Annotated in this window: 23 protein-coding genes; 9 read left to right on the forward strand and 14 right to left on the reverse strand. The window is 63.1% G+C overall.

Annotated features, from left to right (window positions below; translation table 11 throughout):
* Positions 1-2: 2 nt before the first annotated feature.
* Genes O7A60_RS08010 through O7A60_RS08025 form a run of 4 tightly spaced genes read right to left on the reverse strand, consistent with a single transcriptional unit; the run spans position 3 to position 4730 of the window.
* Positions 3-263 carry a hypothetical protein gene (locus O7A60_RS08010; RefSeq protein ID WP_027141923.1) on the reverse strand — a complete coding sequence of 87 codons (261 nt, stop codon included), beginning with the start codon at positions 261-263 and terminating at the stop codon, positions 3-5.
* A gap of 2 nt (positions 264-265) precedes the next feature.
* Positions 266-1492 (reverse strand): aminomethyltransferase family protein, encoded by a 1227-nt coding sequence (locus tag O7A60_RS08015; protein ID WP_337105777.1) that lies wholly within the window; start codon positions 1490-1492, stop codon positions 266-268.
* A 51-nt stretch (positions 1493-1543) separates the two neighbouring features.
* Complete coding sequence (locus tag O7A60_RS08020; RefSeq protein ID WP_337105778.1) at positions 1544-3124, reverse strand: phytoene desaturase family protein; 1581 nt, start codon at positions 3122-3124, stop codon at positions 1544-1546.
* Positions 3111-4730: a phytoene desaturase family protein gene (locus O7A60_RS08025; RefSeq protein ID WP_337105779.1), complete on the reverse strand. Its 1620-nt coding sequence runs from the start codon at positions 4728-4730 to the stop codon at positions 3111-3113. The genes O7A60_RS08020 and O7A60_RS08025 overlap by 14 nt, the downstream gene beginning before the upstream one ends.
* Before the next feature lie 200 nt (positions 4731-4930).
* On the opposite strand from O7A60_RS08025, the gene O7A60_RS08030 reads away from it, so the two are divergent.
* The 5 genes from O7A60_RS08030 (at position 4931) to O7A60_RS08050 (ending at position 9484) form a co-directional block, all read left to right on the forward strand.
* Positions 4931-5095 carry a hypothetical protein gene (locus tag O7A60_RS08030; RefSeq protein WP_337105780.1) on the forward strand — a complete coding sequence of 55 codons (165 nt, stop codon included), beginning with the start codon at positions 4931-4933 and terminating at the stop codon, positions 5093-5095.
* Positions 5096-5159: 64 nt separating this feature from the next.
* Positions 5160-5873 carry a transcriptional regulator BetI gene (betI, locus tag O7A60_RS08035; protein ID WP_337105781.1) on the forward strand — a complete coding sequence of 238 codons (714 nt, stop codon included), beginning with the start codon at positions 5160-5162 and terminating at the stop codon, positions 5871-5873.
* A 25-nt stretch (positions 5874-5898) separates the two neighbouring features.
* A complete protein-coding gene (locus O7A60_RS08040) occupies positions 5899-6981 on the forward strand; it encodes an ABC transporter substrate-binding protein (RefSeq protein ID WP_027141928.1) in 1083 nt (360 codons plus the stop codon).
* A gap of 119 nt (positions 6982-7100) precedes the next feature.
* On the forward strand, positions 7101-8177 hold the full coding sequence (locus tag O7A60_RS08045; RefSeq protein ID WP_337105782.1) for an extracellular solute-binding protein: 1077 nt from the start codon (positions 7101-7103) through the stop codon (positions 8175-8177).
* Positions 8174-9484, forward strand: a complete 1311-nt coding sequence (locus tag O7A60_RS08050) for a flavin monoamine oxidase family protein (RefSeq protein WP_337105783.1) — start codon at positions 8174-8176, stop codon at positions 9482-9484. The genes O7A60_RS08045 and O7A60_RS08050 overlap by 4 nt, the downstream gene beginning before the upstream one ends.
* On the opposite strand, the gene O7A60_RS08055 is transcribed toward O7A60_RS08050, so the two are convergent.
* Genes O7A60_RS08055 through O7A60_RS08065 form a run of 3 tightly spaced genes read right to left on the reverse strand, consistent with a single transcriptional unit; the run spans position 9448 to position 12309 of the window.
* Positions 9448-10521: an ABC transporter ATP-binding protein gene (locus O7A60_RS08055; protein ID WP_337105784.1), complete on the reverse strand. Its 1074-nt coding sequence runs from the start codon at positions 10519-10521 to the stop codon at positions 9448-9450. The genes O7A60_RS08050 and O7A60_RS08055 overlap by 37 nt on opposite strands.
* 52 nt (positions 10522-10573) lie before the next feature.
* Entirely contained in the window at positions 10574-11395 is an 822-nt protein-coding gene (locus O7A60_RS08060; protein ID WP_337105785.1) for an ABC transporter permease, read from the reverse strand.
* The gene (locus tag O7A60_RS08065; RefSeq protein ID WP_337105786.1) at positions 11392-12309 is read right to left on the reverse strand and encodes an ABC transporter permease; all 918 of its coding nucleotides are present in this window, start codon (positions 12307-12309) and stop codon (positions 11392-11394) included. Before O7A60_RS08065 ends, O7A60_RS08060 begins: the two co-directional genes overlap by 4 nt.
* A 251-nt stretch (positions 12310-12560) precedes the next feature.
* On the opposite strand from O7A60_RS08065, the gene O7A60_RS08070 reads away from it, so the two are divergent.
* Positions 12561-13979, forward strand: a complete 1419-nt coding sequence (locus O7A60_RS08070; RefSeq protein ID WP_337105787.1) for an aminotransferase — start codon at positions 12561-12563, stop codon at positions 13977-13979.
* 46 nt (positions 13980-14025) lie between these two features.
* Here O7A60_RS08070 and O7A60_RS08075 read toward each other — a convergent pair whose 3' ends face one another.
* Positions 14026-15228, reverse strand: a complete 1203-nt coding sequence (locus O7A60_RS08075; protein WP_337105788.1) for an aromatic ring-hydroxylating oxygenase subunit alpha — start codon at positions 15226-15228, stop codon at positions 14026-14028.
* A gap of 457 nt (positions 15229-15685) precedes the next feature.
* Here O7A60_RS08075 and O7A60_RS08080 point away from each other — a divergent pair, with 457 nt between their 5' ends.
* Positions 15686-16093 (forward strand): hypothetical protein, encoded by a 408-nt coding sequence (locus O7A60_RS08080; protein ID WP_337105789.1) that lies wholly within the window; start codon positions 15686-15688, stop codon positions 16091-16093.
* Between the two features lie 129 nt (positions 16094-16222).
* Here the strand turns inward: O7A60_RS08080 and O7A60_RS08085 are convergent, their stop codons facing one another.
* Entirely contained in the window at positions 16223-18310 is a 2088-nt protein-coding gene (locus O7A60_RS08085) for a PAS domain S-box protein (protein WP_337105790.1), read from the reverse strand.
* Between the two features lie 78 nt (positions 18311-18388).
* A complete protein-coding gene (locus tag O7A60_RS08090; RefSeq protein ID WP_337105791.1) occupies positions 18389-19162 on the reverse strand; it encodes a response regulator transcription factor in 774 nt (257 codons plus the stop codon).
* A gap of 45 nt (positions 19163-19207) precedes the next feature.
* Here O7A60_RS08090 and O7A60_RS08095 point away from each other — a divergent pair, with 45 nt between their 5' ends.
* A complete protein-coding gene (locus O7A60_RS08095; RefSeq protein ID WP_140509798.1) occupies positions 19208-19909 on the forward strand; it encodes a response regulator transcription factor in 702 nt (233 codons plus the stop codon).
* A 71-nt stretch (positions 19910-19980) separates the two neighbouring features.
* Here the strand turns inward: O7A60_RS08095 and O7A60_RS08100 are convergent, their stop codons facing one another.
* Together O7A60_RS08100 and O7A60_RS08105 are read right to left on the reverse strand one after the other, a co-directional pair.
* Positions 19981-20148, reverse strand: a complete 168-nt coding sequence (locus O7A60_RS08100; RefSeq protein WP_337105792.1) for a hypothetical protein — start codon at positions 20146-20148, stop codon at positions 19981-19983.
* Positions 20149-20189: 41 nt separating this feature from the next.
* Positions 20190-20522, reverse strand: a complete 333-nt coding sequence (locus O7A60_RS08105) for a hypothetical protein (RefSeq protein ID WP_337105793.1) — start codon at positions 20520-20522, stop codon at positions 20190-20192.
* Positions 20523-20865: 343 nt separating this feature from the next.
* Here O7A60_RS08105 and O7A60_RS08110 point away from each other — a divergent pair, with 343 nt between their 5' ends.
* Positions 20866-21321 (forward strand): L,D-transpeptidase, encoded by a 456-nt coding sequence (locus O7A60_RS08110; protein ID WP_027141941.1) that lies wholly within the window; start codon positions 20866-20868, stop codon positions 21319-21321.
* 106 nt (positions 21322-21427) lie between these two features.
* Here the strand turns inward: O7A60_RS08110 and O7A60_RS08115 are convergent, their stop codons facing one another.
* The gene (locus O7A60_RS08115; RefSeq protein ID WP_337105794.1) at positions 21428-24511 is read right to left on the reverse strand and encodes an efflux RND transporter permease subunit; all 3084 of its coding nucleotides are present in this window, start codon (positions 24509-24511) and stop codon (positions 21428-21430) included.
* The gene (locus O7A60_RS08120; protein ID WP_337105795.1) at positions 24508-25851 is read right to left on the reverse strand and encodes an efflux RND transporter periplasmic adaptor subunit; all 1344 of its coding nucleotides are present in this window, start codon (positions 25849-25851) and stop codon (positions 24508-24510) included. The genes O7A60_RS08115 and O7A60_RS08120 overlap by 4 nt, the downstream gene beginning before the upstream one ends.
* Positions 25852-25918: the final 67 nt, after the last annotated feature.

Here is a 25918-nt window from a genome sequence, read left to right on the forward strand (position 1 = left end):
GTTTATTCGAAGCCCATGCGCTTCAGCCAGTCCTTGCCGACGCCACGATCCCTGATGATCGGCAGCGGATTTTCCGCATCGAGCCGCGCGCAGATGCGATAGACTTCGAGCGTCTCGGCGCTCATCTCGCCCTGCTTGTAGAAGAACATGGCGGCGGCATAGCGCGTGCGGCCGGACCATTTCTCGCCGAGCGGCGTGTTGACCAGCTCCCACTGCTCGGCGGCTTCGCCTTCTTCCTGGTGCTTGCCCGCTTCCTCGGTCATGCTCAGAAATCCGATGGCGGGTTGGCGGTGCGGCGGTCGAGCTTTATGAAAGGCCGCGCCACGACCTTGGCCCGTTTCATCAGCTTCTGGTACTGCAGCTCGCGCATGGCGTAGATCTCGACCCAGAGGTCCTCCACGACAGTATCACCATAGGGCCGCGCCAGCGAGGCGATGGCGATGTTGCGCTTGGCCGTCGGCGACCACATGGCGGCGCTGACCAGGCCGACATCCTTTGACTTCTTGTGGTAGACGATCGCGTGTTCGGCCGGGATGTTGCCCTCGATCTCCAGCCCGACCAGGACATGGCGCAGCTTGCGTTTCGCCCTCGCTTCGAGGATGGCACGACGGCCGTTGAAATGGCCTTTTTCCAGATCGATCATGAAGCCGAGCCCGACCTCGTCGGGCATGCGCCGGCGGTCGGCGCGAATGGCGTGTTCGGCGGTGGTGAAATCGGCATTGGCGACGATCAGCCCGGCTTCGAGCCTAGCCCGATTAAGCGCGGTGTAGCCGATGGCGCGGATGCCGCGAAGTTCGCCCGCGGCCATCAACCGGTCCCACAGGCTGAGCGCCTTGTCGACCGGCACGAACAGCTCGTAGCCGAGATCGCCGGTAAAGCCGGTGCGCGAGATGGTGGCCGTGTCGCCGTCATGCGGGAATTCGGCAAGGCCGAATATCTTCAGCTTCTCGACACCGGCGAAACCGGCATCGCGCAGCACGGCGAAGGCGGTTGGGCCCTGCAAGGCGAGCCCGGCGACGGCCTCGGTTTCGTCCTCGACAATGACGTGGACGCCAAGGGCACTGTCCAGCAGCCACGGCAGATGCCGCTCCTGCGAACACAGCCGGAAGCGTGTCGGCGACAAGCGAAAAAGCGTACCATCGTCCAGGACAAAACCTTCGTCGTCACACCACGCGGTGTAATGAACACGGCCGGGCCTGAGCTTGGTGACATCGCGCAAGGTGACGCGGTCGAGGAAGGCTTCGGCATCCGGTCCCTCGATCCGGTATTTGGTCATCGGCGAGATGTCGAACAGTGCTGCCTGGCTGCGGATGGCGAAATATTCGAGCTCCTCGTCCCAAAGCGAATGCGGCGCGCGGCAGCCGGCCCAATTGTACCAGTCCTGGGTCCTGGCTAGCGCGTCGATACGTGGCTGGAACGGCGTGCCAAGGCGCGGCGTTCGGAAGTGGGATTGCGCCAGGGTGCGGGCCGCGTTGTCGAGCTGACTGGTCATGGCAGCGTTCCTTCGCAGTGGAAGGCGGTGTTGGCCAACTGAGACATCCCGTCACGCTTTCATCGCGATGATGTGCCGTGCCGCGTTCAAGCCGGGCGCACCCGAAACACCACCACCGGGATGCGAACCCGCACCGGCCAGGAACAGCTCGTCGAGCGGCGTGTCGTAGCCCGACCGGCCGGAGACGGGGCGCGAGATCAGCATCTGATCGGCCTGCAGTTCACCATGGTGCCAGTGGCCGCCTGGCATGCGGAAGCGCTTCTCAATGTCGGCAGGGGTGAGCAGTTCGGCTTGAACCACCGTCTTGCCTATGCCAGGTGCGTAGGCCTCCAACTGAGCCATGATAGCCTCGAGGAATTTCGGCTTGCCGGCATCCCAGCCTTGCTTCAGTGCATAAGGCGCATATTGCACCACGGCCGACAGCACGCAGGCACCGTCCGGCGCCAGGGATGGGTCCGCAAGGCTGGGCAAGGTGATTTCCATCACCGGCTCGGACGAGAACTCGCCATATTTGGATGGATTGAAGGCACGCTCGACATGGTTTGGGGAGGGCGCAATGACCAGCCGCCCCTTGCTGCCGGCAGCATCGACCCCGGAAAATTGCGGCGGCCGGTCGAGCGCCAAATGGAGCTTGGCGGTATTGCCCTTCATGCGGATATTTCTGACCTTGCGCATGAAGCCGGTGTCGATCCCGCGCGGCCCGACAAGATCGAGGAAGGTGGTCGCCGGATTGATGGCGGAGACGATCGTCCTAGCGCGAAGCTCCTCGCTATTGTCGAGGACGACGCCGACGGCGCGGCCTTTCTCGGCAATGATCCTTGCGACGGGCACCGACGTGCGGATCGTGACGCCAGCCTTTTCGGCAGCGGCGCGGAGGGTGGCGACCACCGCGCCCATGCCGCCCTGTGGCAGTATCTGCGCTCCGGCCGCACCGCCGATCTCTCCGGCCAGATGATAATAGAGGCCGAGCAGCGAGGTCGGCGAGCGCGGGCCAAGATGGCTCCCGAGCGTGGCATCGAAGGCGAGCAGGCCTTTCAGCCTGTCGTCGGCGAGCTGCTCGTCAAGCAGGTCGGCAACGTTCATCAAAAGCACGCGCAGGAAGTCGCGCATGTCTTCCTTGCCGAGCTTCTTCAGCGCCAGCGCGGTCTGGCCAAGTGCCGCGCCTTCGAACAGCGACATGCCGCCGAGATCGGGCGGGCGTCGAGAGAGGAAGGGCTTCAGGATGCCTGCGTAGCGCAGCAGTTGCGCGCGCAATTCCTTCCAGGCGGACTGTTCCGACGAACTGGCGCCGGTCAGCACCTCGCCATAGGCGCCATGCAGGACAAGCGGCGGTCCATCTTTCGACAAAGCGACCGACGGGGCGAAGTCGGCGCGAGCGATTTGCAGCCCGTGTTTTTCCAGCTCCAGCGTCTTCACCACATCGGGATGCAGCCGGTTCAGCACATGCGCGACCGACGAGATGCGAAAGCCGGGCGCGAATTCCTCGGTGCGCGCGGCGCCGCCGAGATCGGCTCCGGCTTCCAGCACCAGCGCCTTGCGGCCGGCCTTTGCCAGCGTGGCGGCGGCGACAAGCCCGTTGTGGCCGCCTCCAATGACAAGCACATCCCATTTTGGCGCATCAAATGACGTCATGGGCCGGGCTCATATGCGAGGTGGACTTTGCGAGGTCGCGCAGAATTTCGGCCGCGGCGTTGCGTCCGGGCGCACCCATGACGCCGCCGCCGGGATGGGTCGAGGAGCCGCACATATAGAGCCCACTGAGCGGTGACCGATACTGCGCGTAGCCCGGCACCGGGCGGTTGAACAGCAGCTGGTCGAAGGTGAGTTCGCCCTGAAAGATGTTGCCTTCGGTGAGGCCGACCTCGGCTTCGATCTCGCGCGGCGTGCGCACCTCCATGTGGACGATGCGCTCGCGGAAACCCGGCGAATACTCAGCGATCTGCGCGACCACGCTTTCGGCAAAACCGTCGCGATCGGCGTCCGTCCACTCGCGACCAGCGATCTTGGGCGGCGCGTACTGCACGAAGCAGCTCATGAAATGCTTGCCAGGCGGCGCCATGGTCGGGTCGAGCGTCGTCGGGATGACCATGTCGAGGAAGGGATCGGCGGACCAGCGGCCGGCCTTCCAGTCGTCATAGGCGCGCTCCATGCGCTCCATCGAATCGGTGAAATGCATGTCGCCGCGGTAGACTGGCGAGTCCTTTGGCAGCGCGGGAAATTCCGGCAGCGAATCGAGTGCGATGTTGACCTTGCCTGAGGAGCCCCGGATCTTGAAATTCTTGACCCGGCGCAGGAAGATGTCGGGCAGTTCCTTCTCCTCGACCAGCTTCAGGAAGGTGCGCTTCACGTCGGCATTGGAGACGACCAGCTTGCCGTAAATCTCCTCGCCGCCGGCCAGAACGACGCCTTTCGCCTTGCCTCTGTTTACCAGCACGTGGTCGACCTCGGCGCCGGTGCGGATGGTTCCACCCGCGGCCTTGAAGGAAGCGGCCAGTGCCTTGGTGACCGAGCCCATGCCGCCGCGCGCATAGCCCCAGGCACCGACCGAACCGTCGACCTCGCCCATATAGTGGTGCAGCAGGACGTAAGCCGTGCCGGGCGACATCGGCCCGAGTGCCGTGCCAATGATGCCGGACAGCGCGAAGTTCGCCTTGATGACATCGGTCTCGAAATATTCGTCGAGGAAGTCCGAGATGGACATGGTCCAGAAGCGCAGGGTCAGCGCCATTTCCTCGGCGGAGAGACCGGTGAATTTCTTGCCGAGATAGAGCAGTTCGCCGAGATCGCGCGGACGCAGGCTGGTCGGATCCGGCGCCGTGCGCATCAGCAGCGGCTGGATGAAGCGGCACTGTCGCGTCACGTCGCGGGAGTAGCGGTCATAGGCCTCGGCATCCCTTTTGGAGAAGCGGGCGAATTCGCGCCGGTGCGCGTCGTGGTCGCGGTAGTTGGCGAGATAATCGCCATCCCGGGTGAAGACCGCGCCGCCTTCATAGGAAATCACCTGCAGGCCGAAGCGCGGCAGCTCGAGATCACGCATGATCTCGGGCCGGAACAGCGAGCAGACATAAGAGCAGTTGGAATAGAGGAAGCCCGGCGTCAGCTCGCGGCTGGTGGCGGCACCGCCGACCCAGTCGTTCTTCTCCACCACCAGCACGTCGAGCCCGGCGCGCTGCAGGTAACAGGCGTTGACCAGACCGTTGTGTCCGCCGCCGATGATGATCGCGTCCCAAGCTTTCATTTTGGCCCAGTTCTCATCTGCGACCCGCTCTTCATTTTCGCGTGATCTGTTCCCGAATACGTGGAATTTGGCATGGTGTCAGCCATTCTGTCCAGCCATTCTGAATGAATGTTCAACAAATGATGTTGCGTTTTTCCAGACATGGATTACGCTTTGCCGGCGTTCGAAACAGGCGTTCGTCCATTGGGGACCGAGGGCTGATGATCGAAACGGCGGAGGCCGAGCCGGAGTATGACTACACCGCCATCCGCTCCTCGATGCGCTATGGGGTTGAAGGGATCGCTATTCGGCCGTTGCTGCCGTGGTCGGTCGGCCTGTTGTGTCGACAACATTCGAACCTGGGAAGCCATGCAGAAGGTGCTTGACAGTGGCGAGCACCGTCCCACTCATCTTCGCGGGTGGAAGCCGGACGCAAAGGGATAGCCGGCGATGCTGGAGACCATCATACGCATGAAGACGGCAGACGCCAGGGACGCGCTCCTTGAACCCGTACGGAAGGCTGAATCCGAAAAGCGCGGGCGCAAGGCCGCGAAGGAGGTCAGGCAGCTTCAGCTTATCGAGGCGACGATCGATTCGCTGGCCAAGCGCGGCTATTCGGAAACGACGATGGCCGATGTCGCCGATGGCGCCGGTCTGTCGCGCGGCATCGTCAATTTCCATTTCGAGAGCAAGGAAAAGCTGCTCATCGCGACCTTGCAGTACATGTATGACGAATACTCGGCGCATTGGCGCAATGCGCTGCACAAGGCAGGTGACAATCCTGCCGACCAGCTCCAGGCGCTGGTCGCGGCCGATTTCGACCGCTCGATCTGCAACAAGCGCAAGCTTGCCGCCTGGTGCGCCTTCTGGGGCGAGGCCAAATCGCGGCCGACCTACCAGGCGCTGAGCAGTGCGCGGGATGCCGTTTACCAGAACATTTTCATCGACCTCTGCACGGCGCTCAAGCAAAACGGCGGCTATGCCTACGAGCCGCAGGTCATGGCGCTGGCTCTAAGCGCCATGCTGGAAGGCTTGTGGCTGCGGTTGATGATGGGCACCGAGGACACGACCCGCGAGACGGCCTTGCAGGCGGCCAATGAATTCCTGTCGGCGGCTTTCCCGAAACATTACCCGCGGAAGGCGGCCAGCCCAACGAAATCATAAGAAAACCACAGAGGATGGAGCAGCAATGAAGACACTGACAAGACGCCTGACACTGACGCTTGCACTGGCCGGTGCACTGGCGGCTTCCGCCGCCGCCCTGGCGATCGCCGCCGACAAGGATCTTATCGTGTTTGACTGGTCCGGCTACGAGGCCCCGGGCTTCCACCCGAAATACGTCGAGAAGAACGGCGATTCGCCGACCTTCGCCTTCTTCGGCGATGAGGACGAGGCGTTCGAGAAGGTCCGTTCCGGCTTCAAGGCCGACCTTGGCCATCCCTGCTCGCAGAGCGTGGTGAAGTGGCGCGAGGCTGGCCTGCTGCAGCCGCTCGACACCTCTAGGATCACGGGCTGGAAGGACCTCAATCCCGGCATCATGGCGATGAAGAATCTCGCCACGACCGATGACGGAAAAGCCTGGTTCATGCCCTGGGACTGGGGCAATACGCAGCTTACCTACAATTCCTCCAAGATCGACGAGAAGGACGTGCAGTCGCTGAAGGCGTTTGCCGATCCGAAGTTCAAGGGCCGGGTCTCGATCGGCGACAATGTCGACGATGCCTATGCGCTGGCGAGCCTCGCCATCGGCCTGAGGGACTGGACCAAGATGACCGACGATCAGTTCAAGCAGGCCTCCGACTTCCTGCGCCAAGTACACAAGAACGTGCGCTCCTACTGGACCGACACCACCGACGTCGTCCAGCTTCTGAGCGGCGGCGAGGTCGATCTCGCCTGGGCCTGGAACGATGCGACCGTGCAGTCGGCCGCCGCCGGCGTGCCGATCAAGTCGAAGAAGGACACGGCGGAAGGCATCTCGACCTGGGTCTGCGGCTATGTGCTGTTCAAGGACTCACCCGGCAATACCGACAAGGCCTATGATTATCTCAACGCAGTCAACGATCCGGAGATCGCCAAGGTGCTGGTCAAGGATTGGGGCTACGGCCAGGCCAATGCCAAGGGCATGGCCGGCGTCGATCAGGCCGTCCTGAAGGAAAAGGGCTATGACGACGTGCAGAAATTCGTCGACAAGACGCTGTTCCAGCAGCCGCTGCCGTCGGATCTCAAGCTCAAGATGATCGCCGAGTTCGAGAAGATCAAAGCGGGCTATTAAGCCTTTGCCTGGCGGACCCGTCCGTGCGCCGGCAGGAGCGGCGGATGGGCTCGCCAAAGCGCTTGAATTTGCCTAACCTCGCTCTCGGCATCTTTCGCGATGGGGGAGTTTTTCGCACCATGAATTCCGTGCTTCGCCGGCTTGTCATCGCCGCTGCCTGCACGTTCGGTGCCGGCGCGGTTTACGCGCTCGCCGAGGGCGGCGGCGACCTCGTCGTGTTCGACTGGTCGGGCTATGAGGACCCGCTGCTACACCCGGCGTACACGACCAAATACGGCGCCGAGCCGACCTTTGCTTTCTTCGGCGACGAGGACGAGGCGTTCGAGAAGATGCGGGCGGGTTTCAAGGCCGATATCGCGCATCCCTGCTCGCAAAGCGTGGTGAAGTGGCGCGAAGCCGGCATGCTGCAGCCGCTCGACACGTCCAGGATAGAAGGCTGGAAGGATCTCAATCCCGGTATCATGGCGATGAAGGATCTCGCCGTCACCGCCGACGGCAAGGCCTGGTTCATGCCATTCGACTGGGGCAACACCTCGCTGCTCTACCGCACCGACAAGGTGACGGCCGAACAGGCACAGTCGCTCAAGATTTTCGCCGATCCGCGGTTCAAGGGCCGCGTCACCATCGGCGACAATGTCGATGACGCCTATGCCTTGGCCAGTTTGGTCATCGGTCTCAAGGACTGGACCAAGATGACCGACGACCAGTTCAAGCAGGCGTCCGCTTTCCTACGCGACGTGCACAAGAACATCCGTTTCTACTGGACCGACGACACCGACCTCAACCAGGCTTTTATCGGCAACGAGGTCGATCTCGTCTGGGGCTGGAACGAGACCTTCGTGACGCTGAAGGGACAGGGCCTGCCGATCGCCATGAACCGAGAGACCAAGGAAGGGATTTCGACCTGGGTATGCGGCTATGTGCTGATGAAGGACGCGCCAGGCAAGCTCGACGAGGCCTATGATTTCCTCAGCGCCGTCAACGCGCCCGGCGTGTCGGACTATTTGGTCAAGACCTTCGGCTACGGCCACGGCAATGGCGCCGGGATGGCTGAAATCGACCACAAGGTGCTGGCCGACCGCGGCTTCGACAATCTCGACAAGTTCCTCGACAAGACCCTGTTCCAGCAGCCGGTACCGCCGGAGCTGAAGAAGCGCATGATCGACGAGTTCGAGAAGATCAAGGCTGGCTATTGAACGACAAGATCGAAAGAACCGACGTCGTCATCGTCGGCGCCGGCTTCACCGGCCTATCGGCCGCGATTGAATTGAAGCGCGCCGGCGTCGACTTCGTGCTTGTGGAGGCCCGCGATCGTGTCGGCGGCCGCGTCGAGACCGTGCGAAATGGACTTGGCGAGCGCATCGACAGCGGCGGCCAATTCCTGTGCGAGGACATGCCGCAGTTGATGGAACTGGCCCGGGCTCGCGGCAAGACATTCGTCGAGACTTACGTCGAGGGTGATTTCATCACCCACCCGTCAATGTCGGTCGGCAAAGCCGAGCGGACCTATCACGCCGCTATGGCAATCCGCGAGCGCATGAACAGGATCGAGCCCAACGATCCTGCCATTGCGGGATTGACCGTTGCCGGTTGGCTGGAGACGCAGGATGACGCGGGCGAGGCCAAGGCGGCCTTCCGGTCGATGATCGAAGGCCTGTGGTGCCTGGCATTGGAGAAGGTGCCACTGTGGTATCTCATCGACAATGACCGGCGCATCACCAACGAGGTGCCGGAGCTGCAATATTCCCTGCGCGAGACCATGCAGTCGATGGCCGATGATCTGGCCGAGGACCTCGGCGGCCGTGTAAGGCTCGGTGAACCGGTGACCCGCATCGAATACGGTCCGCCAGGGGTTCGGGTTGTCTCGATCAATGGCGTGGTCGAAGCGTGCGAAGTCCTGGTCGCCGTGCCGCCGGCGACAGCCGCGACGCTCGATTTTACGCCCACCTTGCCAGCAGCCCTGGAAACGGCGCTCGGCGCCTGGGAAAGCGGCGCGGCGATCAAGATCCTGGTGCGCTATCCCAAGCCATTCTGGCGAGAGCGGAATTTGAGCGGGATGGTGATGTGGCGGGATCTGCCGGGGCTGTTTGCCTGCGACGCCAGCAGGGATTCCGAGCACGCGGCGCTAGTTGTCTTCGTTGGCGGGCCGCTGGCGCTGCGCTGGCACGAACTCGGCGAGGCGGACCTGCGGGCGCAGGTGACGACGAGGCTTGTGGAGGCTCTTGGTTCGGAGGCTGCCGATAGTCTCGATTTCAACCGCCGCGACTGGACGCATGATGGCTGGAGCGGCGGTGCCTATAGCGACCTGATCGTCGATGTGACGGCGAGGGATGCCGAGCGCACCATTCTTGCCGGTGCGCCGCCGGTGCTTTTCGCTTCGTCGGAACTGTCGCCGTCATTCCCGGGCTATGTCGAAGGCGCGATCGTGGCCGGGCGCATCGCGGCGCGCAGGATCATCGCCGATGTTCAGTCGGCCATCGCGACCAGGGCTTCGGGATCGTAAGCGAGGCGGATGGAGGTGCCGACCGGGATATCATCGGCACCGAAATCGTTGGTCTCGGTCACCGATAGCGGCTTTTCCAGCCCGGGGATCTCGACGATGAGATGGGTGATCTCGCCGAAATAGTGGCGCTCGACCACCTTGCCGGCGACCTCGAACTTGGCTGTCGCATTGTTCCATAGCACGCGCAGGCGCTCCGGCCTGATGCCGAGCGTGGCGCCGCCGCCGTTGCGCACGAAAGCCTTGGGCTTGTCGGTCTTGATGCGGCCGAAACCCAGCGTGTCGACGATCAGCGAGGCGCCGTTCTCCTCGACAATCTCGGCCTTGACGAAGTTCATGCCGCCAAGGAAGTCGGCGACCTGGCGGTTGACCGGGCGCTGGTAGATTTCCTTTGGCGAGGCGACCTGGGCGATCCTGCCGCCGAACATCACGGCGATGCGGTCGGACATGGCGAGCGCCTCATACTGGTCGTGGGTGACCAATACGAAGGTAATGCCGACGGCCTGCTGCAGGCGGCGCAGTTCGACCTGCATCTGCTCGCGCAGCTTCTTGTCGAGCGCCGAGAGCGGCTCGTCGAGTAAAAGCACCTTGGGCCGCATCACCAGGGCGCGGGCAAGCGCGACGCGCTGGCGTTGGCCGCCGGAGAGCTCCGTGGCAAGCCGTTTGCCGAGGCCGGTGAGCGAGACCTGCGCCAACGCTTCCTCGACGCGGCGCTTCTCCTCGCCGCCCGGCAGCTTCAGCCGCTTCAGTCCGTAGGCGACGTTCTGCTCGACATTGAGGTGCGGGAAGATCGCATAGCTCTGGAACACCATGTTGGTCGGCCGGCGGTTGGCCGGGATGCCTTCCATCGGCTGGCCGCCAACCGCGATCGAACCGCTGGTCGGATTGTCGAACCCGGCGATCATGCGCAAAAGCGTGGTCTTGCCGCAGCCGGACGGACCAAGCAGCGAGAAGAACTCGCCTTCCCTGATGGTCAGGGAGGCGTCGTCCAGCGCCCTGAAGGCTCCGTAGCTGCGCGTGACGTTGCGGATATCGATCATCGGTCTTTCGGATTGGATCCTGTCCGCGTGAGTGCGCTCGATCCGCGGCTGCTCAGGCATAGAGGCCTCCCTCGTTCTGGGTGCGTCTGGCCGCGCGGCGACGCAGCATTTCGGCGATCGTCATCAGCAGGAAGGAGGCGACCAAGAGCAGCGTGCCCAGCGCCAGCACGCCGGGCAGTTTCGATGCGAAACGCAACTGGCCCCAGATGTAGATCGGCAGCGTCGCCTCGGTGCCGGTGAGGAAGAAGGCGATGATGAATTCATCCAGAGAGATGGTGAAGCAGACCAGCAGGCTGGAAATGATCGCCGGCGCCACCAACGGCAACGTCACGCGCCGGAAAGTGCCGAAGGCGCTCTCGCCGAGATCGGCGGAGGCTTCCTCAAGGCTGCGGTCGAAACCTTCGAAGCCGGAGGTGAGCACTGTCATTGAATAGGGAATGCAGATCAGCACGTGGCCGAGCACGACGGTGAACAGCGACAGGCTCAAGCCAAGCTGCAGCATCACCAGCAGCATGGAGATGGCAACGATCACTTCAGGCAGCACAAGCGGCGCCATGATCAGGCCATTGAGGGCGCGGCGGCCGGGATAGCGGTAGCGGGTGATCGAGCGGGCGGCGAGGATGCCGAGTACGGTCGAGAGGATGGCCGCCGAGACGCCGACGATCAGGCTATTCCAGGCGGCGTCGAGCAGCGCCGGCGTGCGCGGCAGGTCCTCGTACCATTGCAGAGTGAAGCCGGTCAGAGGGAATTTCGGCGTCGCCGCCGTGTTGATCGAGAAGATCGGCAGGAAGATGACGGGCAGATAGAGGAAGACGATATAGAAGAACGCGTAGGCGGACAGCCAGCCGCCCGGCAGGAAGCGCCGCGCCCTCATCGCGCCATCCTTTGCAAAGTGCGGATGATCAGCACCGTGGCGCCGGCCATCAGGGAGACGATCAGCATGGTGGTGACGGAAAGTGCGGCACCGAGCGGCCAGTTGGCTGCCTTGCCGAACTGTGCCTGGATGGCGTTGGCGATCATAACGCCGTCCTTGCCGCCGACGAGCTTTGGCGTGACGTAGTCGCCGACCGTCGGGACCATGACGATCAGCGCCGCGGAAATGATGCCAGGCGCCGACAGCGGCAAAGTTACACGCAGGAACGAGCGCAAGGGGCCATCGCCAAGATCGGTGGCCGCTTCGACCAGGGTGCGGTCGACCTTCTCCAGGGACACGAAGATCGGCAGAATGGCGAAGGCCGCCCAGGCATGGGTAAGGGTGATGATGACGGCGCTCGAATTGTAGAGCAGGGCTGTCGACGGTTCGTCGATGATGCCCAGACCCATCAAGCCGGAATTCAAGACGCCGTTATAGCCCAGGATGACCTTCCACGACATCACGCGCAAGAGATAGCTGGTCCAGAACGGGATGGTGATGAGGAACAGCCACAGGCTCTTGTGACGGCCGCCGCGGAAGGAAATGAAATAAGCGATCGGGTAGGCGAGGACGACGGTGAACAGGCTGACCGTCAGCGAGATATAGAGCGAGCGCCGCAACAGATCGCGGTAAATCGGCTCGGTCAGCGCGACGCGGTAATTCTCCAGCGTGAAGGTGCGGTCGATGGTCAGGTAGTGCTGCGTCCAGAAGGAGTGGGCGATGACCACCAGTATCGGCAGGACCAGTAGGATGAGCGCGTAGAGCAAGGTCGGGCTGATCAGGGCAAAGCCCTGTACGGGCTCGGATTGCAGAAGGGCATTTCGTCTGGCCCGCGTCATGCGCAACGGGGGCGACCCTTCCGCAGCCACCGTCATTGGAGCGCTCCGGGTGTGATCTCGGTTGCTGGCCTGGACTGTCCCGCCATACGGCACCCCATTGGGCTGGTGCCGACTTTTGTTCTCCTTGCCGGCTTTCTTTCATCATGCCCGCATCCGCGGATTGAAATCAAGCGCCATTTCTGCAATGTTGATTGAACGGACATTCAAAATCGTGTGAGCGGGGCGATGATTTCGGCCATAGCGAACCGGATTGATGCCCGGGAAAATTCGGTGATGTGGAGGCGATGATGGCGGCGGTGAGAGATCTGAAGGCAGGCGAAACGGCTGGCCCTGGCGACGACGATGCGGTCGAGCTGGCGAAGCGTCATCTCATCCAGCCCTGGCCTTATGCCGGTTCCGTCGGTTCGGAGGCGCGTGCGCTGATCGGCAAGGGCGATGGCATCTACATCACCGACAACACCGGCAAGCGGCTCATCGACGGCCCGGCCGGCATGTGGTGCGTCAATGTCGGCCACCGTCGCGAGGAACTCGCCAGGGTGATGTACGACCAGGCGATGGCGCTGTCCTACAACACGCCCTGGTACACGATGAACGCGCCATCGGCGGAGCTTGCCAAACGTATCGCCGGCCATGCCCCAGGCGACCTCAGCCATGTCTTCTACACCACGGGCGGCTCATCCGCGGTCGAGACCGCGTTGCGCTTCATGCAGTTCTACAACAATGTACGTGGCCGGCCGGAAAAGAAGCTGATCCTGAGCCGTGGCGGCGCCTACCATGGCTCGACCTATCTTTCGGCCTCGCTCAATGGCCGCCCGCGCGATCGCGACTGGATGGACGGCGCCGACGACGTGGTGGTCAAGCTCTCCTCGCCCGACCCGTTCCGGCGTCCGCAAGGCATGAGCCTTGCCGCCTTCACCGATTTCCTCGTCGACCAGTTCCGCGACACGGTCGCGCGCGTCGGAGCCGACAGAATAGGCGCGTTCGTCGGCGAACCGGTGCAGGCGTCCGGCGGCGTCGTCGTGCCGCCCGACGGCTATCTCAAGTGCATCCGCGAGATCTGCCGTGACAACGACATTCTCTATGTTTCCGACGAGGTGGTGACGGGCTTCGGCCGGCTTGGCCATGTCTTTGCCTCCGGCGACGTCTTCGGCATCGACCCCGACATGATCACCTTTGCCAAGGGCGTCACCTCAGGCTATTTCCCGCTCGGCGGCGTCATCATCTCGGAACGGCTGCTGGAGGAGCTGCGCCGCTCGAACCATCCCGACGCGATGTTCGGCCACGGGCTGACCTACACCAGCCATCCCGTCGGCTGCGCGGTGGCCTTGAAGAACCTCGACCTGCTGGAGGAAAGCGTGCTTGCCCACGCGCAGGCGGTCTCCCCCTATTTCCAGGCGCAGCTGAAGACGCTGGAAGAGCTGCCGCTGGTCGGCGAAGTGCGGGGCGTGGGTCTGATGGGTTGTGTCGAATGCGTCGCCGACCGCGAAAGCAAGGATCCGCTGCAACTCGACAAGAATGTCGGAAAACGCATCGACGCCCACTGCCATGAGCTTGGCCTGCTGGTGCGGCCACTGATCAACATGTGCGTGATGTCGCCGCCGCTCATCATCACGCGCGAGCAGATCGACGATATGGTCGGCATCCTGCGCGAAGGCATTTCGCGCACCATGGATGACCTCAGGAAAGAGGGTGTCTGGCGGGGGTGATAGCCAATCTTCCTCTTGTGGGGGGAGAGCTTCGCGGCTTGCGCCGCTACCCTCGCGATCTCAGCGCATCGTTTAGGTTCCACATGTCCTTTTCTTCCGGCGCTGTTTCCAGGCCGAGCACCGGAAGCTGCTTGCGCAGATGGTCGTGGTGGGTGCGCACCCCATATTCGAGGTCGGAGAAGTAAAAACCCTCGAAGGACTCGGACAGCATGGATTCGTTCGACCAGACCGAAAGCTGCACATCTTCCGACATGGTGTCGCGATCGATACGGAAGGAGAGATAGCGGGCGGCGGCCTGCTCGCGACTTTCGTCGCGGTAGCGATAGATGGCGCCACGCAGCAGCGTCTCACCCGTCGACAGCGGGAACTCTTGATAGAACTGCACCGATTCCGGCATCACCGACAGAACGGCGTTCGGGAAGATTCCGTAATAGACCCAAGCCTTCCTGAGGTGGTCCGGCAGATGCGTCGGCTCCGGCGCGATCTTGACGTAGTTCCTGACGCTCCAGCGACGGCCGGCATGCGGGTTGTAGGTGGCGAAGGAGCGCGAGACGCCGTTGACGAAAGGCTCGTCGAAATAGGTGGCGCCGTAGAGATCCTGCAGGGCCGGATGCGCCATGGCGACGTGATAGCCTTCATTGTCGACGTCGCGCACGGACTTCCAGTTGACCGGTGTTTTCTGGGTCCAGATGCCCCAGGAGGGCACCATATCGGCGGCATTGTAATGCGCGAATTCGGGTTCGATCGGCTTCAACAGCTCGGCGACGGAAGGCTGTGGCCCGCCATTGCGGAAGCGGATGAAGATGAAGCCCATCCAGATTTCGAGATCGAGCGGCATCAGGCCGAACTCGGTCTTGTCGAGATCGGGGAAGGAGCGCGGGCGGGCGGCGCCGCGCAGCGTACCGTCAAGATTGTAGACCCAGCCATGGAACGGGCAGACCAGCGCGTTCTTACAATTGCCCTGGCTGTCGGTCACGACGCGGCTGCCGCGATGGCGGCACATGTTGTTGAAGCCGCGCACGACGCCGTCCTTGCCGCGCACGATCAGAGCGCGCTCGCCAATGACATCCATGGTGAGATAATCGCCGGCATTGGGTATGTCGCAGACATGTCCAGCGATCTGCCAGTGATTGCGGAAGACATGCTCCTTCTCCAGTTCGAGAAGGGCGGCGGAATGGTAACTCCAGCCCGGCAATCCCCGCCGGTCCCAATCGTTCGGGATTGCCACGTCACGGAGGTGCGGGTTCATGAAACGTCTCTTCTTTTTTATTGAATATGCATTCAATATAATCATATTTTGCGTTGAAATGCAATGGTTTGTGGAAATGCGTAGATTTCGCGACAAAAATGTCAGCCCTGGTTCCACCAGAATCCTGCTCCACTGCGGTCTCTGAAAACCCCGGAAAATCCGGGTGTTAGCCAGAGTTCCATAACCTCCACCCGTTGCCGGTTCACGCTGCAAATCGCGCCCTCCGACAAGGTATTCCCGGGGCAAGAAAAAGCCCTGCCGTTCGCGTCGGCCACCAGCAGGGCACGCTGGGCAATCCGCTATCGGATCAAAATAGTCGATGACCGATTTTGACCGTTTCTGCCCGCATTAATGTTTCAATCCGGTTACATTGCCTGGCTCTCGTCACCTTTCCGTCGTTACAAGGCGCGGTTAAATTCGCTTTATCGCAAAAAGAAAATCAACGAAGGGGATGATGATGCATGCGAAAGTCCAGATCACCAGCAGCAACTGCTTTCAGGCTCCAGAGCGCGCTGACCGCCGCCCGAAGCTGGCGCTTCGCCAGCGTGCCAGCGACCACCCGATGGCAATGTTCATGGCGCTGGCTGCTTGCGCCTTCGCCGGTATGGCGTTCACGCCGACGGTCGGCCCAGCCTTCGCTTCGTTGAATCCGCCCGCCAACATCGTCGAAGGTGCGCCGACCACGACCACGACCGCCCGCCTGCCGATGCCCGCGATCGATTTCGCCTGCAAGGGACAGGCTTGGGGCGCCGAGACCGTGGATTGCCTGCGCGCCATTGCCGAGCAGTCCGGAACGAACAAGGCCCGCGCGATCCGCATGATCGCCAACGCCGCGCCGCTGACCAGCACGCCCAACATCTTCTGATTTCTGTCTCTGGATTTGCTGGCATGATCCCGAAAACCGGTTCCCGTTTCGAGATCATGCCCTGATCTACCCGAGCGTCCTCCAGCGCTCCCTTCGGCTCCCGCCGCGATGTCGGCCGGGGCCTCTTTTTTATGCTTTCGACACGGCCTGCTCGGCAATGGTCGAAAGCACGCTACGCACATCCAGCGTGCTGAACGGTTTTTCGAGGATCTTTGGCCGCTGCTGCGCCGGCAAGGCCTCGATTTCCGCCTTCGCGCCGATGAGGTCGCCGGTGACCAGCACGAAGCGCCGCGCCAGGTCGGGCCGCTCGGCAAGCAGTTCGCGGTAGATCGAAATGCCTGATGTGCCGGGCATGCGCAGATCCGAAAAGACGATGTCCGGCGGCATGTGGCCGCTCAAGGTGGTGGCGCCCGATTCCCAGACCGGCGCGATCCGCGACTTGATGCCCATCAATTCGAGAATGTCGGACAAGGAACCGGCGACGTCGGGTTCGTCATCGATGATCAGGGCGTGGCGCAGGCCGCTCGATCGTGGCTGGCTTTCGCCAGCGGCGGCGATGCCCGCCGAGAGAGCCGGTAACTGGACGACGAAACGCGCGCCTCTCGGCTGCACTTCCTCGAACCAGACATTGCCATTGTGCCGCTCGATGATGGACTTCGAAATCGACAGGCCGATACCGGTGCCGACGCCGACCGGCTTGGTGGTGAAATAGGATTCGAAAATGCGCGAACGGATGGCCTCGGGAATGCCGGGTCCGTTGTCCTCGACCGAGAAGCCCGGATTGCCCCGGTCGCTGCGGAAGCTCCGCACCTTGATCAGCCGGTCGCCGGCAATCCCAGCCAGAGCATGCTGGCTGTTGATGAGGAAATTGGCCGCCACCTGCGTCACGTGGTCGGCGTCGGCCATGGCCAGCAGGGGACCCGGCGCGAAATCGGTATCGATGATGATGCCGCTCGAGCGCGCACCGTAGGCGGTCACCTCGAGAGCGGCGCGGATCACCTGGTTGAGATCGGTCTCGGTCTGCGCCGCCGGATGGAGGCGGACCATCGACAGGAAGCTCTTGACGATGCGCCCGCAGCGCTCGGCTGCGGCGCGCACTTTTTCGGCACGGACCTTGGTCTGCGGGTCCGAGGCGAATTCATGCAGCAGCGTCGATTGCGCGACCACCACCGCCAGCGGGTTGTTGAGCTCGTGCGAAACGCCCGCGAGCAGCGAGCCCATCGCCGCCATCTTCTCGTTCTGGTGCAGCTTCTCGCGCTGCCGGTTGATCTCCTCCTCGGCGCGCAGCCTCTCGCGCAGGTCGCGGATGGAGCCGAAGATAAGTCGGCGGTCGGCGACCCGCATCTCGGTCGCCGTCAGCTCGATCGGGAAGACCTCGCCGGCGGCATTTTGCGTCACCGTCTCGAGCCGCTGGCCGACCATCGGCGCGCCGCGGCCGGACATGTAGTCGGCGCCCGAGGCATAACCCTTGCGGTAGTATTCCGGAACGACGGTATCGAGCAGGTCCTTGCCGAGGATATCGCTGCGCTGGAAGCCGAACATCTTTTCCGCGGCCGGATTGAATTCGATGATCGATCCAGCCTCGTCGATGACGATGATGGCATCGAGCGAGGCCTGCAGCATGGTGCGGCGAATCACCTCGCTGGCATGGGCGTCGGAGGGGGAGTGTTCTATGGCGTCGCCGATGGCGAGCGCGATGATGTGCAGCGTCGCCTCTTCCTCGTCGGTCCATTCACGCTCCTCGACGCAATCATTGACGGCGAGCGTGCCCCACAGATGGCCGTGCGCGAAGACGGATACCGACAGGAACGACTTGATGTCCTGCTTTTCGAAATCGGCCCTGAGGAACCCTTCGAGATCGCGGGTGTGCCCGGCGAAGACCTTGCCCTGCCGCTCATCCTCGGCCAGCCGCTCCAGCAGCGGATCCGAATTGACGATCGACTGCATGATGACGGTCGGTGAGGCCAGTTCGCCGCCGAAATCGGGGTCGATCCAGTAGGCGGCGACCGACTGGGCGAAACCTTGGCCGGGCAATTCGCGCAGGCGGAACAGGATACCGCGCTGGCACTCCATGGCGTGGCACAGCGTTTCCAGTATGCCGTCCATTTCGCGCTGCCAGTCGCCGGCCTCGCGCAGCCGGCGCACGACACGCACGGCCGCCATCGCCGCGCCTTGCCTGAAACCCTGCCTATCCGTGCTTGCCGTCTCGCCCGTCATTGTCAGCCGTCATTCCAGAGTCACGTCACTACGATCGGCTGGCAACGGCTGCGGAGCGGAAACCCTGTGGGTTGACGCTCAGTTGCCGTCGCCGGTCGGCAGTGAGAAGATATAGCCTTCGCCGCGCACCGTGCGCAGGAATTTCGGGTTGGCCGGATCAGTCTCGATCTTCTTGCGCAGCCGCATGATGCGGATGTCGACGGCGCGCGATGATTCCGGATCCTCGGTGAAGCCGATCGCCTCGGAGATCGCGGCCCTGGTCAGCAGCCGGTTGGCGCGGGTCAGGAAAACCTCCAGCACGTCGAACTCGCTCTTGGCCATGTCGATCACCGTACCATTGGCGCCGGTGACCAGCCTGCCGTCGAGATCGGCCTGGAAGGGGCCGAAAGCGACGGAGCGGCGGTCGGTCCTGGCTTTCCTGTCCTGCGGCTCCGTCGGCTGCGGGACACGGCGCAGCACGCTGCGCACCCTGGCCAGCACTTCGCGCAGTTCATATGGCTTGACGATATAGTCGTCGGCGCCGAGTTCCAACCCGACGATGCGGTCGAGCGCGGTGCCGGCGGCGGTCGCATAGATGATGCCGATGGGCATTTTCGAGCGCAGCCAGCGGCCGAGCGACAGGCCATCCTCGCCCGGCATGGCGATGTCGAGGATGGCCAGATGGAAGGGCTGCGTCTCGACCAGGCTGCGCGCGGCGGCCGCGGTTTCCGCGGTCGCCACATCATAGCCGGCGGCGCCGAGATATTCGGCGACCGCGTCCCTCAGGTCGGGCTCGTCCTCGACGATGACAATTCTTGCCCGCACGATGCTCTCGCTCCCACTTTCAGTGGAAAGTAGATTGGGTATAAACATGATGTCCAGTACTCATATCCGGTTGCCAGGGAACGGTTGGAAAACATGGCCGCACGAGCCGTCATCGCGCTTGTTTCCGTTGCCGACGTCGTGGCGACCGAGCTTGCCGACCATCTTGAGCGGCGCGGCCATGACGTGCGCCAGGCGCGGCAGCCCTGGGAGGCGGAATCGCTGCTGGCGGGCAGAGGCATCGATGTCGTCGTCGTCGGGGACAGCGTTAGCCAGGCGGAAGGGCGAGATCTGCTCAGGCGTTATGGCGGCCAAAGTGGGGGCGGCGAGCATGGACCGGATTTCATCCTGATATGCCGGCCGGCCGATCTCCTCGACAAGGTGCTGGCGCTCGAGCTTGGCGCCGCCGACGTCGTCGAAAGTCCGCTCAATGTCAGGGAACTCGCCGCGCGTGTCGGCGGCCTGCTTTCGCGGCGCGGCAGGGGCACCCAGGAACTGATCGTGCTGGAGAACGCGACCGTCGATCTGAGATCGGCGATCGTCATGCATCGCTCCGGTACGCAGGAGCAGCTCTCGCCCGGCCAGGTGGCGCTGCTCAGGCTGTTCCTGGCGAGCCCGCGCAAGGTGCTGACGCGTGACGACATTATCGCCGCCGCACCGGCCGAGAATGCCGACGCGTTCGATCGCTCGATCGACTCGCGTATCGTGCGGCTGCGCCGCAAGCTCGACACCGAGACCATCACCACCATACGCGGCGCCGGCTACAGGTTCGATCCGCCACGGCAGTTCGCCGACTGACGGCTGGCTTTTCCAGCTGGCTCCCCGGATGAGCATCGGACTTTCCATTTCCGCGCCGATACCCGCGAGGTTCAGCGCACCACCAGCAATGACGGGCCCGAGGCCATGTCGCCGCCGGCGGCGAACTCGCTTGCATGAGCGCGCTCCTTGAGGAGCACGCTGGCGAGTGCGGCAAAGCCGAGCAGGCCCTGCGCATAGAGCAGTGCGGAAAGCACGGAAGCTGCGAACTTAGTTCTCATGATCGGAATTCCCCAAAAAGATGACTGTATCGCGGGTCGCGTCAGGAAACTCCCGAAGTGCCCGCGCCGCCCACGGAGCCCCCCGTCGCGGCGCGGGCCTTCGGTCCTCTCGGCAGCAAGTTGCCGGAGGGGCCGCGCAATGCCAGCAGCCGAAGGCCAACCCGCCAGAGGGCCTTCAACCGGGCGATGCGCAGGCTGGAAACGATCCAGACCGTGGCGCAAAACAGGGCGACGTGCAGGGTCGAAATCTCACTCGAACTCATCGCCGCCAGCTTCGCCATGGGGTGGCCGGCAATGGTGCCGATGCTGCCGATGGCCGCCGCCGCGATGCTGATCCTGAAGAGCCAGGACCGCGTGTTCGTTTTCGTTCCCATGGTCGTTGCCGTCTGCTTTCGTTGCGTCAACTTTTGCCTCCGGTCCGTATCCGCATCATGCCGCCAAAATCCGCGCTTTGTTGCAGTTTGGTTTCGAAATCGACCTGTATCCTTTCATATGGAGACGTTTCGAACTTTCGTTTCGGGGTGAATACCTTTGTACGTTCATTCTTGACCCCGCGTTTGGGGTGCGGGCAGTGCCGAGTATGCGGGTTGGCCTGTTAACCAGAGGAAACAAATTCGAAACACAAACGAGCATTTCGCGAAATCTGTCCGAAACACGCCGCGAGGATAAGCCGCTCATCGAATTGGAGCCGGCCGGCCGGCAGAGAGAGGGGACATCATGCACACCACCATTTCCGCAAAGCTCATCAACATCACCGTCGCGGCGCTCGTTGGCAGCGCGCTTCTGTTCGGCGCCCACGCCGCCCACGCCGCCAACAGCATCGTGGCGCGCGTTTCGCTGTCGCAGCAGGTCATGGAAGTCTCGGTCGATGGCCGGCCGACTTTCGCCTGGAAGGTTTCCACCGGCGACAGGGCGCATGTCACGCCGACCGGCTCGTTCAAGCCGACGCGCATGCATGAGATGTGGTATTCGAAAAAGTACGACAACGCCCCGATGCCGCATTCGGTCTTTTTCAGCGGCGGTTATGCGGTTCACGCCACCTATGCCATCAAGCGCCTCGGCCGGCCGGCCTCGCATGGCTGCGTGCGGCTGCACCCGGACAATGCCGCCGATTTCTACCAGCTCGTCGAGACCTTCGGCCCGGCCAACACCAGCATCGTCATCGTCAAGTAGCAGGCAGGTTGCCGCATTCGGCCATGTGCCGGAGTTGCCGGAGCGACCGCCAAAAAAAGAGGCCGGAGAAATCCCGGCCTCTTTTTTGTTTCTTGCGCCTTGTGCCTCAGCTCGGCAGCGCCGGCATCAGCTTTGGATCCGGCTTTTCCGCCAGATGCGGCAGGTCCTTGCTGGCGATGAAGGTGTAGAACATGGGCACGACGAACAGGGTGAACATGGTGCCGACCAGGATGCCGGTGAAGATGACCAGGCCCATCGAATAGCGGGCAGCGGCGCCGGCGCCGCTGGAAACGATCAGCGGCACAACGCCCAGCGCCATCGCGGCCGTCGTCATCAGGATCGGCCGCAGGCGCACCTTGGCCGAGGCGATGATGGCGTCACGCCGCCTCATGCCATGCAGTTCGCGCTGCTGGTTGGCGAATTCGACCAGCAGAATGCCGTGCTTGGTGATCAGCCCGATCAGCGTGATCAGGCCGACCTGCGTATAGATGTTGAGCGTGCCGAGGCCCAGATTGAGCGGCACGATCGCGCCGAAGATCGACAATGGCACCGCCATCATGATGATCAGCGGATCGCGGAAGCTTTCAAACTGCGCCGCCAGCACCAGGTAGATGACGATGACGGCCGCGCCGAAAGCGATCAGGATCGTGTTGCCCTGTTCCTTCTCCTGCCGGGATTGGCCGGAATAGTCGATGAAGAAGGTGTCCGGCAGGCTCTCCCTGGCAATGTCCTCGAGGACTTTCAAACCGTCGCCGGTGGTGACGCCGGGCAGCGGCAGCGCCGAGATCGTCGATGAATTCAGCTGGTTGAACTGCTCGATTGCCGCCGGCGACGCATTGTTCGAAATCTTCACCACGGCTGATAGCGGCACCATCTCGCCCGTCACACTGCGCACGAAGTACTCGCCGAGTTTTTCGGGGTTGTCGCGGAATTCCTGCGGCACCTGGGGGATGATGTCATAGCTGTTGGAGTCGCGGTCGAACTGCGCCACTTCCGCGCCGCCGACCAGCAGCGTCAGCGTCCGGCCGATATCGGCGATCGGCAGGTTGAGCGCGGCCGCGCGGTCGCGGTCGATGGTCACCGTCACCTGCGGTGCGTCATAGGCCATCGAATTCTGCACGACGATGAAGCGGCCCGACGCCTGCGCCTTGTTCTTGATCTTCTCGGCTTCCTCGTAGACCTGAGCGGAATCCCCGGTCGAGCGCACCACCATGGATATCGGCAAGCCGCCGCCGGAGCCCGGCAGCGTCGGCGGTGCGAAGACAAACGCCTGGACACCCGCCACCTTGGCGATACGAGCCGTGATGTCGGCCTGCAGCTCCTTCGAATTGCGCTTCCGCTCCGCCCAATCCTTGAAGGCAAAACCGACGAAGGCGCTGTTGGTCGTGCCGCCGAACGCGACGGCCGAGAACTGCGCCCGGGTTTCGGGAATATCCCTCACCAGGCCCAGGATCTGGTTGACGTAGGTCTCGGTGTAATCGGAGGTCGCATAGCGCGGCCCCGTCACCAGCGAGAGCAGGAAGCCCTGGTCTTCTTCCGGCGCCAGTTCCGTCGAGGTCTTGGTGAACATGAAGCCGGTCACGCCGACAAGCGCCAGCACGATGAGCAGCGTCAGCGGGCGATAGTTCAAAGAGCCGGTGACGGCGCGCTCATAGACGTGCTCGACGCGCGAGAAGGTGCCGTCGACGATACGCTGGAAACGGCCGGCATTGCCGGGCTTCAGGAGGCGCGCCGACATCATCGGCGTGATGGTGATGGCAATGACGCCAGACAGCACCACCGATCCGGCGAGCGTCACCGCGAATTCGCGGAACAGGGCGCCGGTCAGGCCGCCGGTGAAGGCCAGCGGCGCGAACACGGCGGCCAGCGTCATCGTCATGGCGACGATGGCCGACGCGATCTCACGCATGCCGCTGAAGGCCGCCTGCATGGGCGGCATGTGGTCTTCTTCCATGTGGCGATGGATGTTTTCCACCACCACGATGGCGTCGTCGACGACAAGGCCGATCGCCAGCACCATGGCCAGCAGCGACAGAAGGTTGATCGAATAGCCCACCGCGAACAAAAGGAAGCAGACGCCGATCAACGACAGCGGAATGGTGATGATCGGCATCATCACCGAGCGGAACGAACCGAGGAACAGGAGGATGACGACGACGACGATGGCGACCGCCTCGCCGATGGTCTTGAACACTTCTTCGATCGAGGCGCTGATCTGCCCGGTCGCGTCGTAGACGACCTCGATCGTCATGCCTTTGGGCAGCGTCTCCTGGATCTGCGGGACGAGCTTGGTGAGCGCTGCCGCGGTGGTCAGCGGATTGGCTGCCGGGGTCGGGAAGATGGCGAGGAAGGTCCCGGGCTTGCCGTTGAAGGAGACCCTGGTGTCGGTGTTCTCGGCGCCGAGTTCGACACGGGCCACGTCGCGCAGGCGCACGACATTGCCGTCGGTCGAGCGCAATGGCAACTCGGCGAAGGCCTGCGGTGTCTGCAGCGTCGAGCGCACGGTGATCGACGAGACGACATATTCGTTCTGGGTGTTGCCGGGCGCCGACAGGAAGTTGGAATTGTTGATCGCCGTCAGCACTTCGGCCGCCGTCACGCCGCGCGCTGCAAGCCTGACCGGGTCGATCCAGACGCGCATCGAATATTCCTGGGCGCCGAAGATCTGCACGTCGGCGACGCCTTCGACCGTCGACATGCGGGGCCTGATGACGCGCTCGATATACTCCGTCAACTGCTCCTTGGTCATGTTCGGATTCTGCATCGAGATGTACATCATCGCGAACTGCTGACCCGTACCCTTGACGATGACCGGGTCCTTGGAGGCGTCCGGCAAGGTGCCGCGCACGCCCTGGACCTTGGACAGCACTTCGGTCAGCGCCACGTCGGGATTGGAACCGAGCTTCATCTGCACCGTCACGGTGCTGGAGGACGGCCGGCTGGACGAGGTGACGTAGTCGATGTTCTCGGTCGAGGCGACGGCGCGCGCGATCGGGGCTGAAATGAAGCCCTGGATCAGGTCGGCGCTGGCGCCCGGATAGGCCGTCGTGATGGTGATCGCGGTTTCGTCGACCTTCGGATACTGCCGGATAGACAGGTTGAAGATGCCCTGGAAACCGAGCAGCAGGATCATGCAGGCAAGGACGGTCGAAAGGACCGGTCGGCGGATGAAGAGATCGGAAAAGCTCATTGCTGGTCGGCCTGCTTGTTTGCCGATTTGGTCGGGTCGATGGTGTTGTCGACGTTGACGGTCATGCCGTTGAAGAGGCGGTTCTGACCCGCGGTGACGACCTCGTCGCCGGCCTTGAGCCCTTCGACGATCTCGACCATGCCTTGATTGCGGCGGCCGGGCTTGACGAAGACCTGCGACAGCACCAGCGTGGGCTTCTCACCTTCGGCCGCCGGCTTGGCCGGATCGGCCGCTGCTGGCTTGGCGGCATCGGAAGCGGCCTTGTCCGCTGGCTTGGCGTCCGCCGGCTTGGTGGCATCGGCCGCCGGCTTCATTGCGTCCGCAGGCTTGGTGTCCGCCTGCTTGTCGGTGGCCGCAGCGGCTGGCTTTTCGCCCGGCTTGGCTGGCTGCGCCGGGGGCGCCCCGGCGGGTTTCGCCGGTTGCACCACGAATATGTAGTCGCCATAGAGGCTGGTGGTCAGCGCCGTCTGCGGCAGGGAGAGCACGTTCTGCTCCGCGGGCAGTTCGACGCGCACCTGCACGAACTGGCCTGGGGTCAACTTGCCTTCGGGATTGGCGACTTCCGCCCGGATGTTCACCAGCCGGCTGGAGGGGTCGATCTTGGGGTCGATGCCGCGAATGGCGCCGGCAAATGGCTTGTCGTCGCCACCAAGGCCGAGCCGAACGGTCTGGCCGATCTTGAGCAGCGGGAGTTGCTGTTCGGGCACTGAAAAGTCGACCCGCATCGTGTCGAGATCCTGGAGCGTCACCACCGAGGTGCCAGGTGACAGGTACTGGCCGAGATCGATCTTCGGGATGCCGACGGTGCCGTTGAAGGGCGCGGTAAGCTGCTTCTGGTCGAGCACGGCCTGCAGCCTGGTGACCTGGGATGCCGAAGCGGACGCCGCCGCACGCGCGGTGTCCAGCGTCGAGTCGGAGCCGACACCACGCTTTGTCAGTTCGATGGCGCGGGTCAGCGTGGTCTGATCGAGCGCCGCCTGCGCCTTCTGCGCATCAAGATCGGCGCGCTCGACGGCGTCGTCGAGTTGCAGCAGCACCGCATTGGCCGCCACCTTCTGGTTGGCATGGAAAGGGATTTGCTTGACGATGCCGGCGGTCTCGACCGTCAGGTCGACACCGCGCACGGCCCGCACCGTACCGATCGCCTCGACGCCCGGCGTCCAGCTCGACGGCTTGACGATGGTCGTCGACACGGTCGCCGCCGGCGGCTTCATGGTGGCGAAATACTGCTTGATGCCGTTGTCGCGCAGGAAGTTGAAGCCGACGATGCCGCCGACCACAATGACGAGCACGGCAAGGACCACAATAATGATAAAGACACGGAGTATGCGCTTGAGCAAGGAAGTTCCCTCAGTCGAAAATCCGGCGCGAAGCACGGACATCGGGACACATACCGACTGTGGGTCC

Source organism: Mesorhizobium salmacidum (SeqCode) (genome assembly GCF_037179605.1).
Classification (GTDB): Bacteria; Pseudomonadota; Alphaproteobacteria; order Rhizobiales; family Rhizobiaceae; genus Mesorhizobium; species Mesorhizobium salmacidum.

Coding starts and splice junctions, on each gene's coding strand:
- O7A60_RS08010 (WP_027141923.1), bottom strand. CDS start 263: ATGACCGAGGAAGCGGGCAAGCACCAGGAAGAAGGCGAAGCCGCCGAG.
- O7A60_RS08015 (WP_337105777.1), bottom strand. CDS start 1,492: ATGACCAGTCAGCTCGACAACGCGGCCCGCACCCTGGCGCAATCCCAC.
- O7A60_RS08020 (WP_337105778.1), bottom strand. CDS start 3,124: ATGACGTCATTTGATGCGCCAAAATGGGATGTGCTTGTCATTGGAGGC.
- O7A60_RS08025 (WP_337105779.1), bottom strand. CDS start 4,730: ATGAAAGCTTGGGACGCGATCATCATCGGCGGCGGACACAACGGTCTG.
- O7A60_RS08030 (WP_337105780.1), top strand. CDS start 4,931: ATGATCGAAACGGCGGAGGCCGAGCCGGAGTATGACTACACCGCCATC.
- betI (WP_337105781.1), top strand. CDS start 5,160: ATGCTGGAGACCATCATACGCATGAAGACGGCAGACGCCAGGGACGCG.
- O7A60_RS08040 (WP_027141928.1), top strand. CDS start 5,899: ATGAAGACACTGACAAGACGCCTGACACTGACGCTTGCACTGGCCGGT.
- O7A60_RS08045 (WP_337105782.1), top strand. CDS start 7,101: ATGAATTCCGTGCTTCGCCGGCTTGTCATCGCCGCTGCCTGCACGTTC.
- O7A60_RS08055 (WP_337105784.1), bottom strand. CDS start 10,521: ATGATCGATATCCGCAACGTCACGCGCAGCTACGGAGCCTTCAGGGCG.
- O7A60_RS08060 (WP_337105785.1), bottom strand. CDS start 11,395: ATGAGGGCGCGGCGCTTCCTGCCGGGCGGCTGGCTGTCCGCCTACGCG.
- O7A60_RS08065 (WP_337105786.1), bottom strand. CDS start 12,309: ATGACGGTGGCTGCGGAAGGGTCGCCCCCGTTGCGCATGACGCGGGCC.
- O7A60_RS08070 (WP_337105787.1), top strand. CDS start 12,561: ATGGCGGCGGTGAGAGATCTGAAGGCAGGCGAAACGGCTGGCCCTGGC.
- O7A60_RS08075 (WP_337105788.1), bottom strand. CDS start 15,228: ATGAACCCGCACCTCCGTGACGTGGCAATCCCGAACGATTGGGACCGG.
- O7A60_RS08080 (WP_337105789.1), top strand. CDS start 15,686: ATGCATGCGAAAGTCCAGATCACCAGCAGCAACTGCTTTCAGGCTCCA.
- O7A60_RS08085 (WP_337105790.1), bottom strand. CDS start 18,310: ATGACGGGCGAGACGGCAAGCACGGATAGGCAGGGTTTCAGGCAAGGC.
- O7A60_RS08090 (WP_337105791.1), bottom strand. CDS start 19,162: ATGTTTATACCCAATCTACTTTCCACTGAAAGTGGGAGCGAGAGCATC.
- O7A60_RS08095 (WP_140509798.1), top strand. CDS start 19,208: ATGGCCGCACGAGCCGTCATCGCGCTTGTTTCCGTTGCCGACGTCGTG.
- O7A60_RS08100 (WP_337105792.1), bottom strand. CDS start 20,148: ATGAGAACTAAGTTCGCAGCTTCCGTGCTTTCCGCACTGCTCTATGCG.
- O7A60_RS08105 (WP_337105793.1), bottom strand. CDS start 20,522: ATGGGAACGAAAACGAACACGCGGTCCTGGCTCTTCAGGATCAGCATC.
- O7A60_RS08110 (WP_027141941.1), top strand. CDS start 20,866: ATGCACACCACCATTTCCGCAAAGCTCATCAACATCACCGTCGCGGCG.
- O7A60_RS08115 (WP_337105794.1), bottom strand. CDS start 24,511: ATGAGCTTTTCCGATCTCTTCATCCGCCGACCGGTCCTTTCGACCGTC.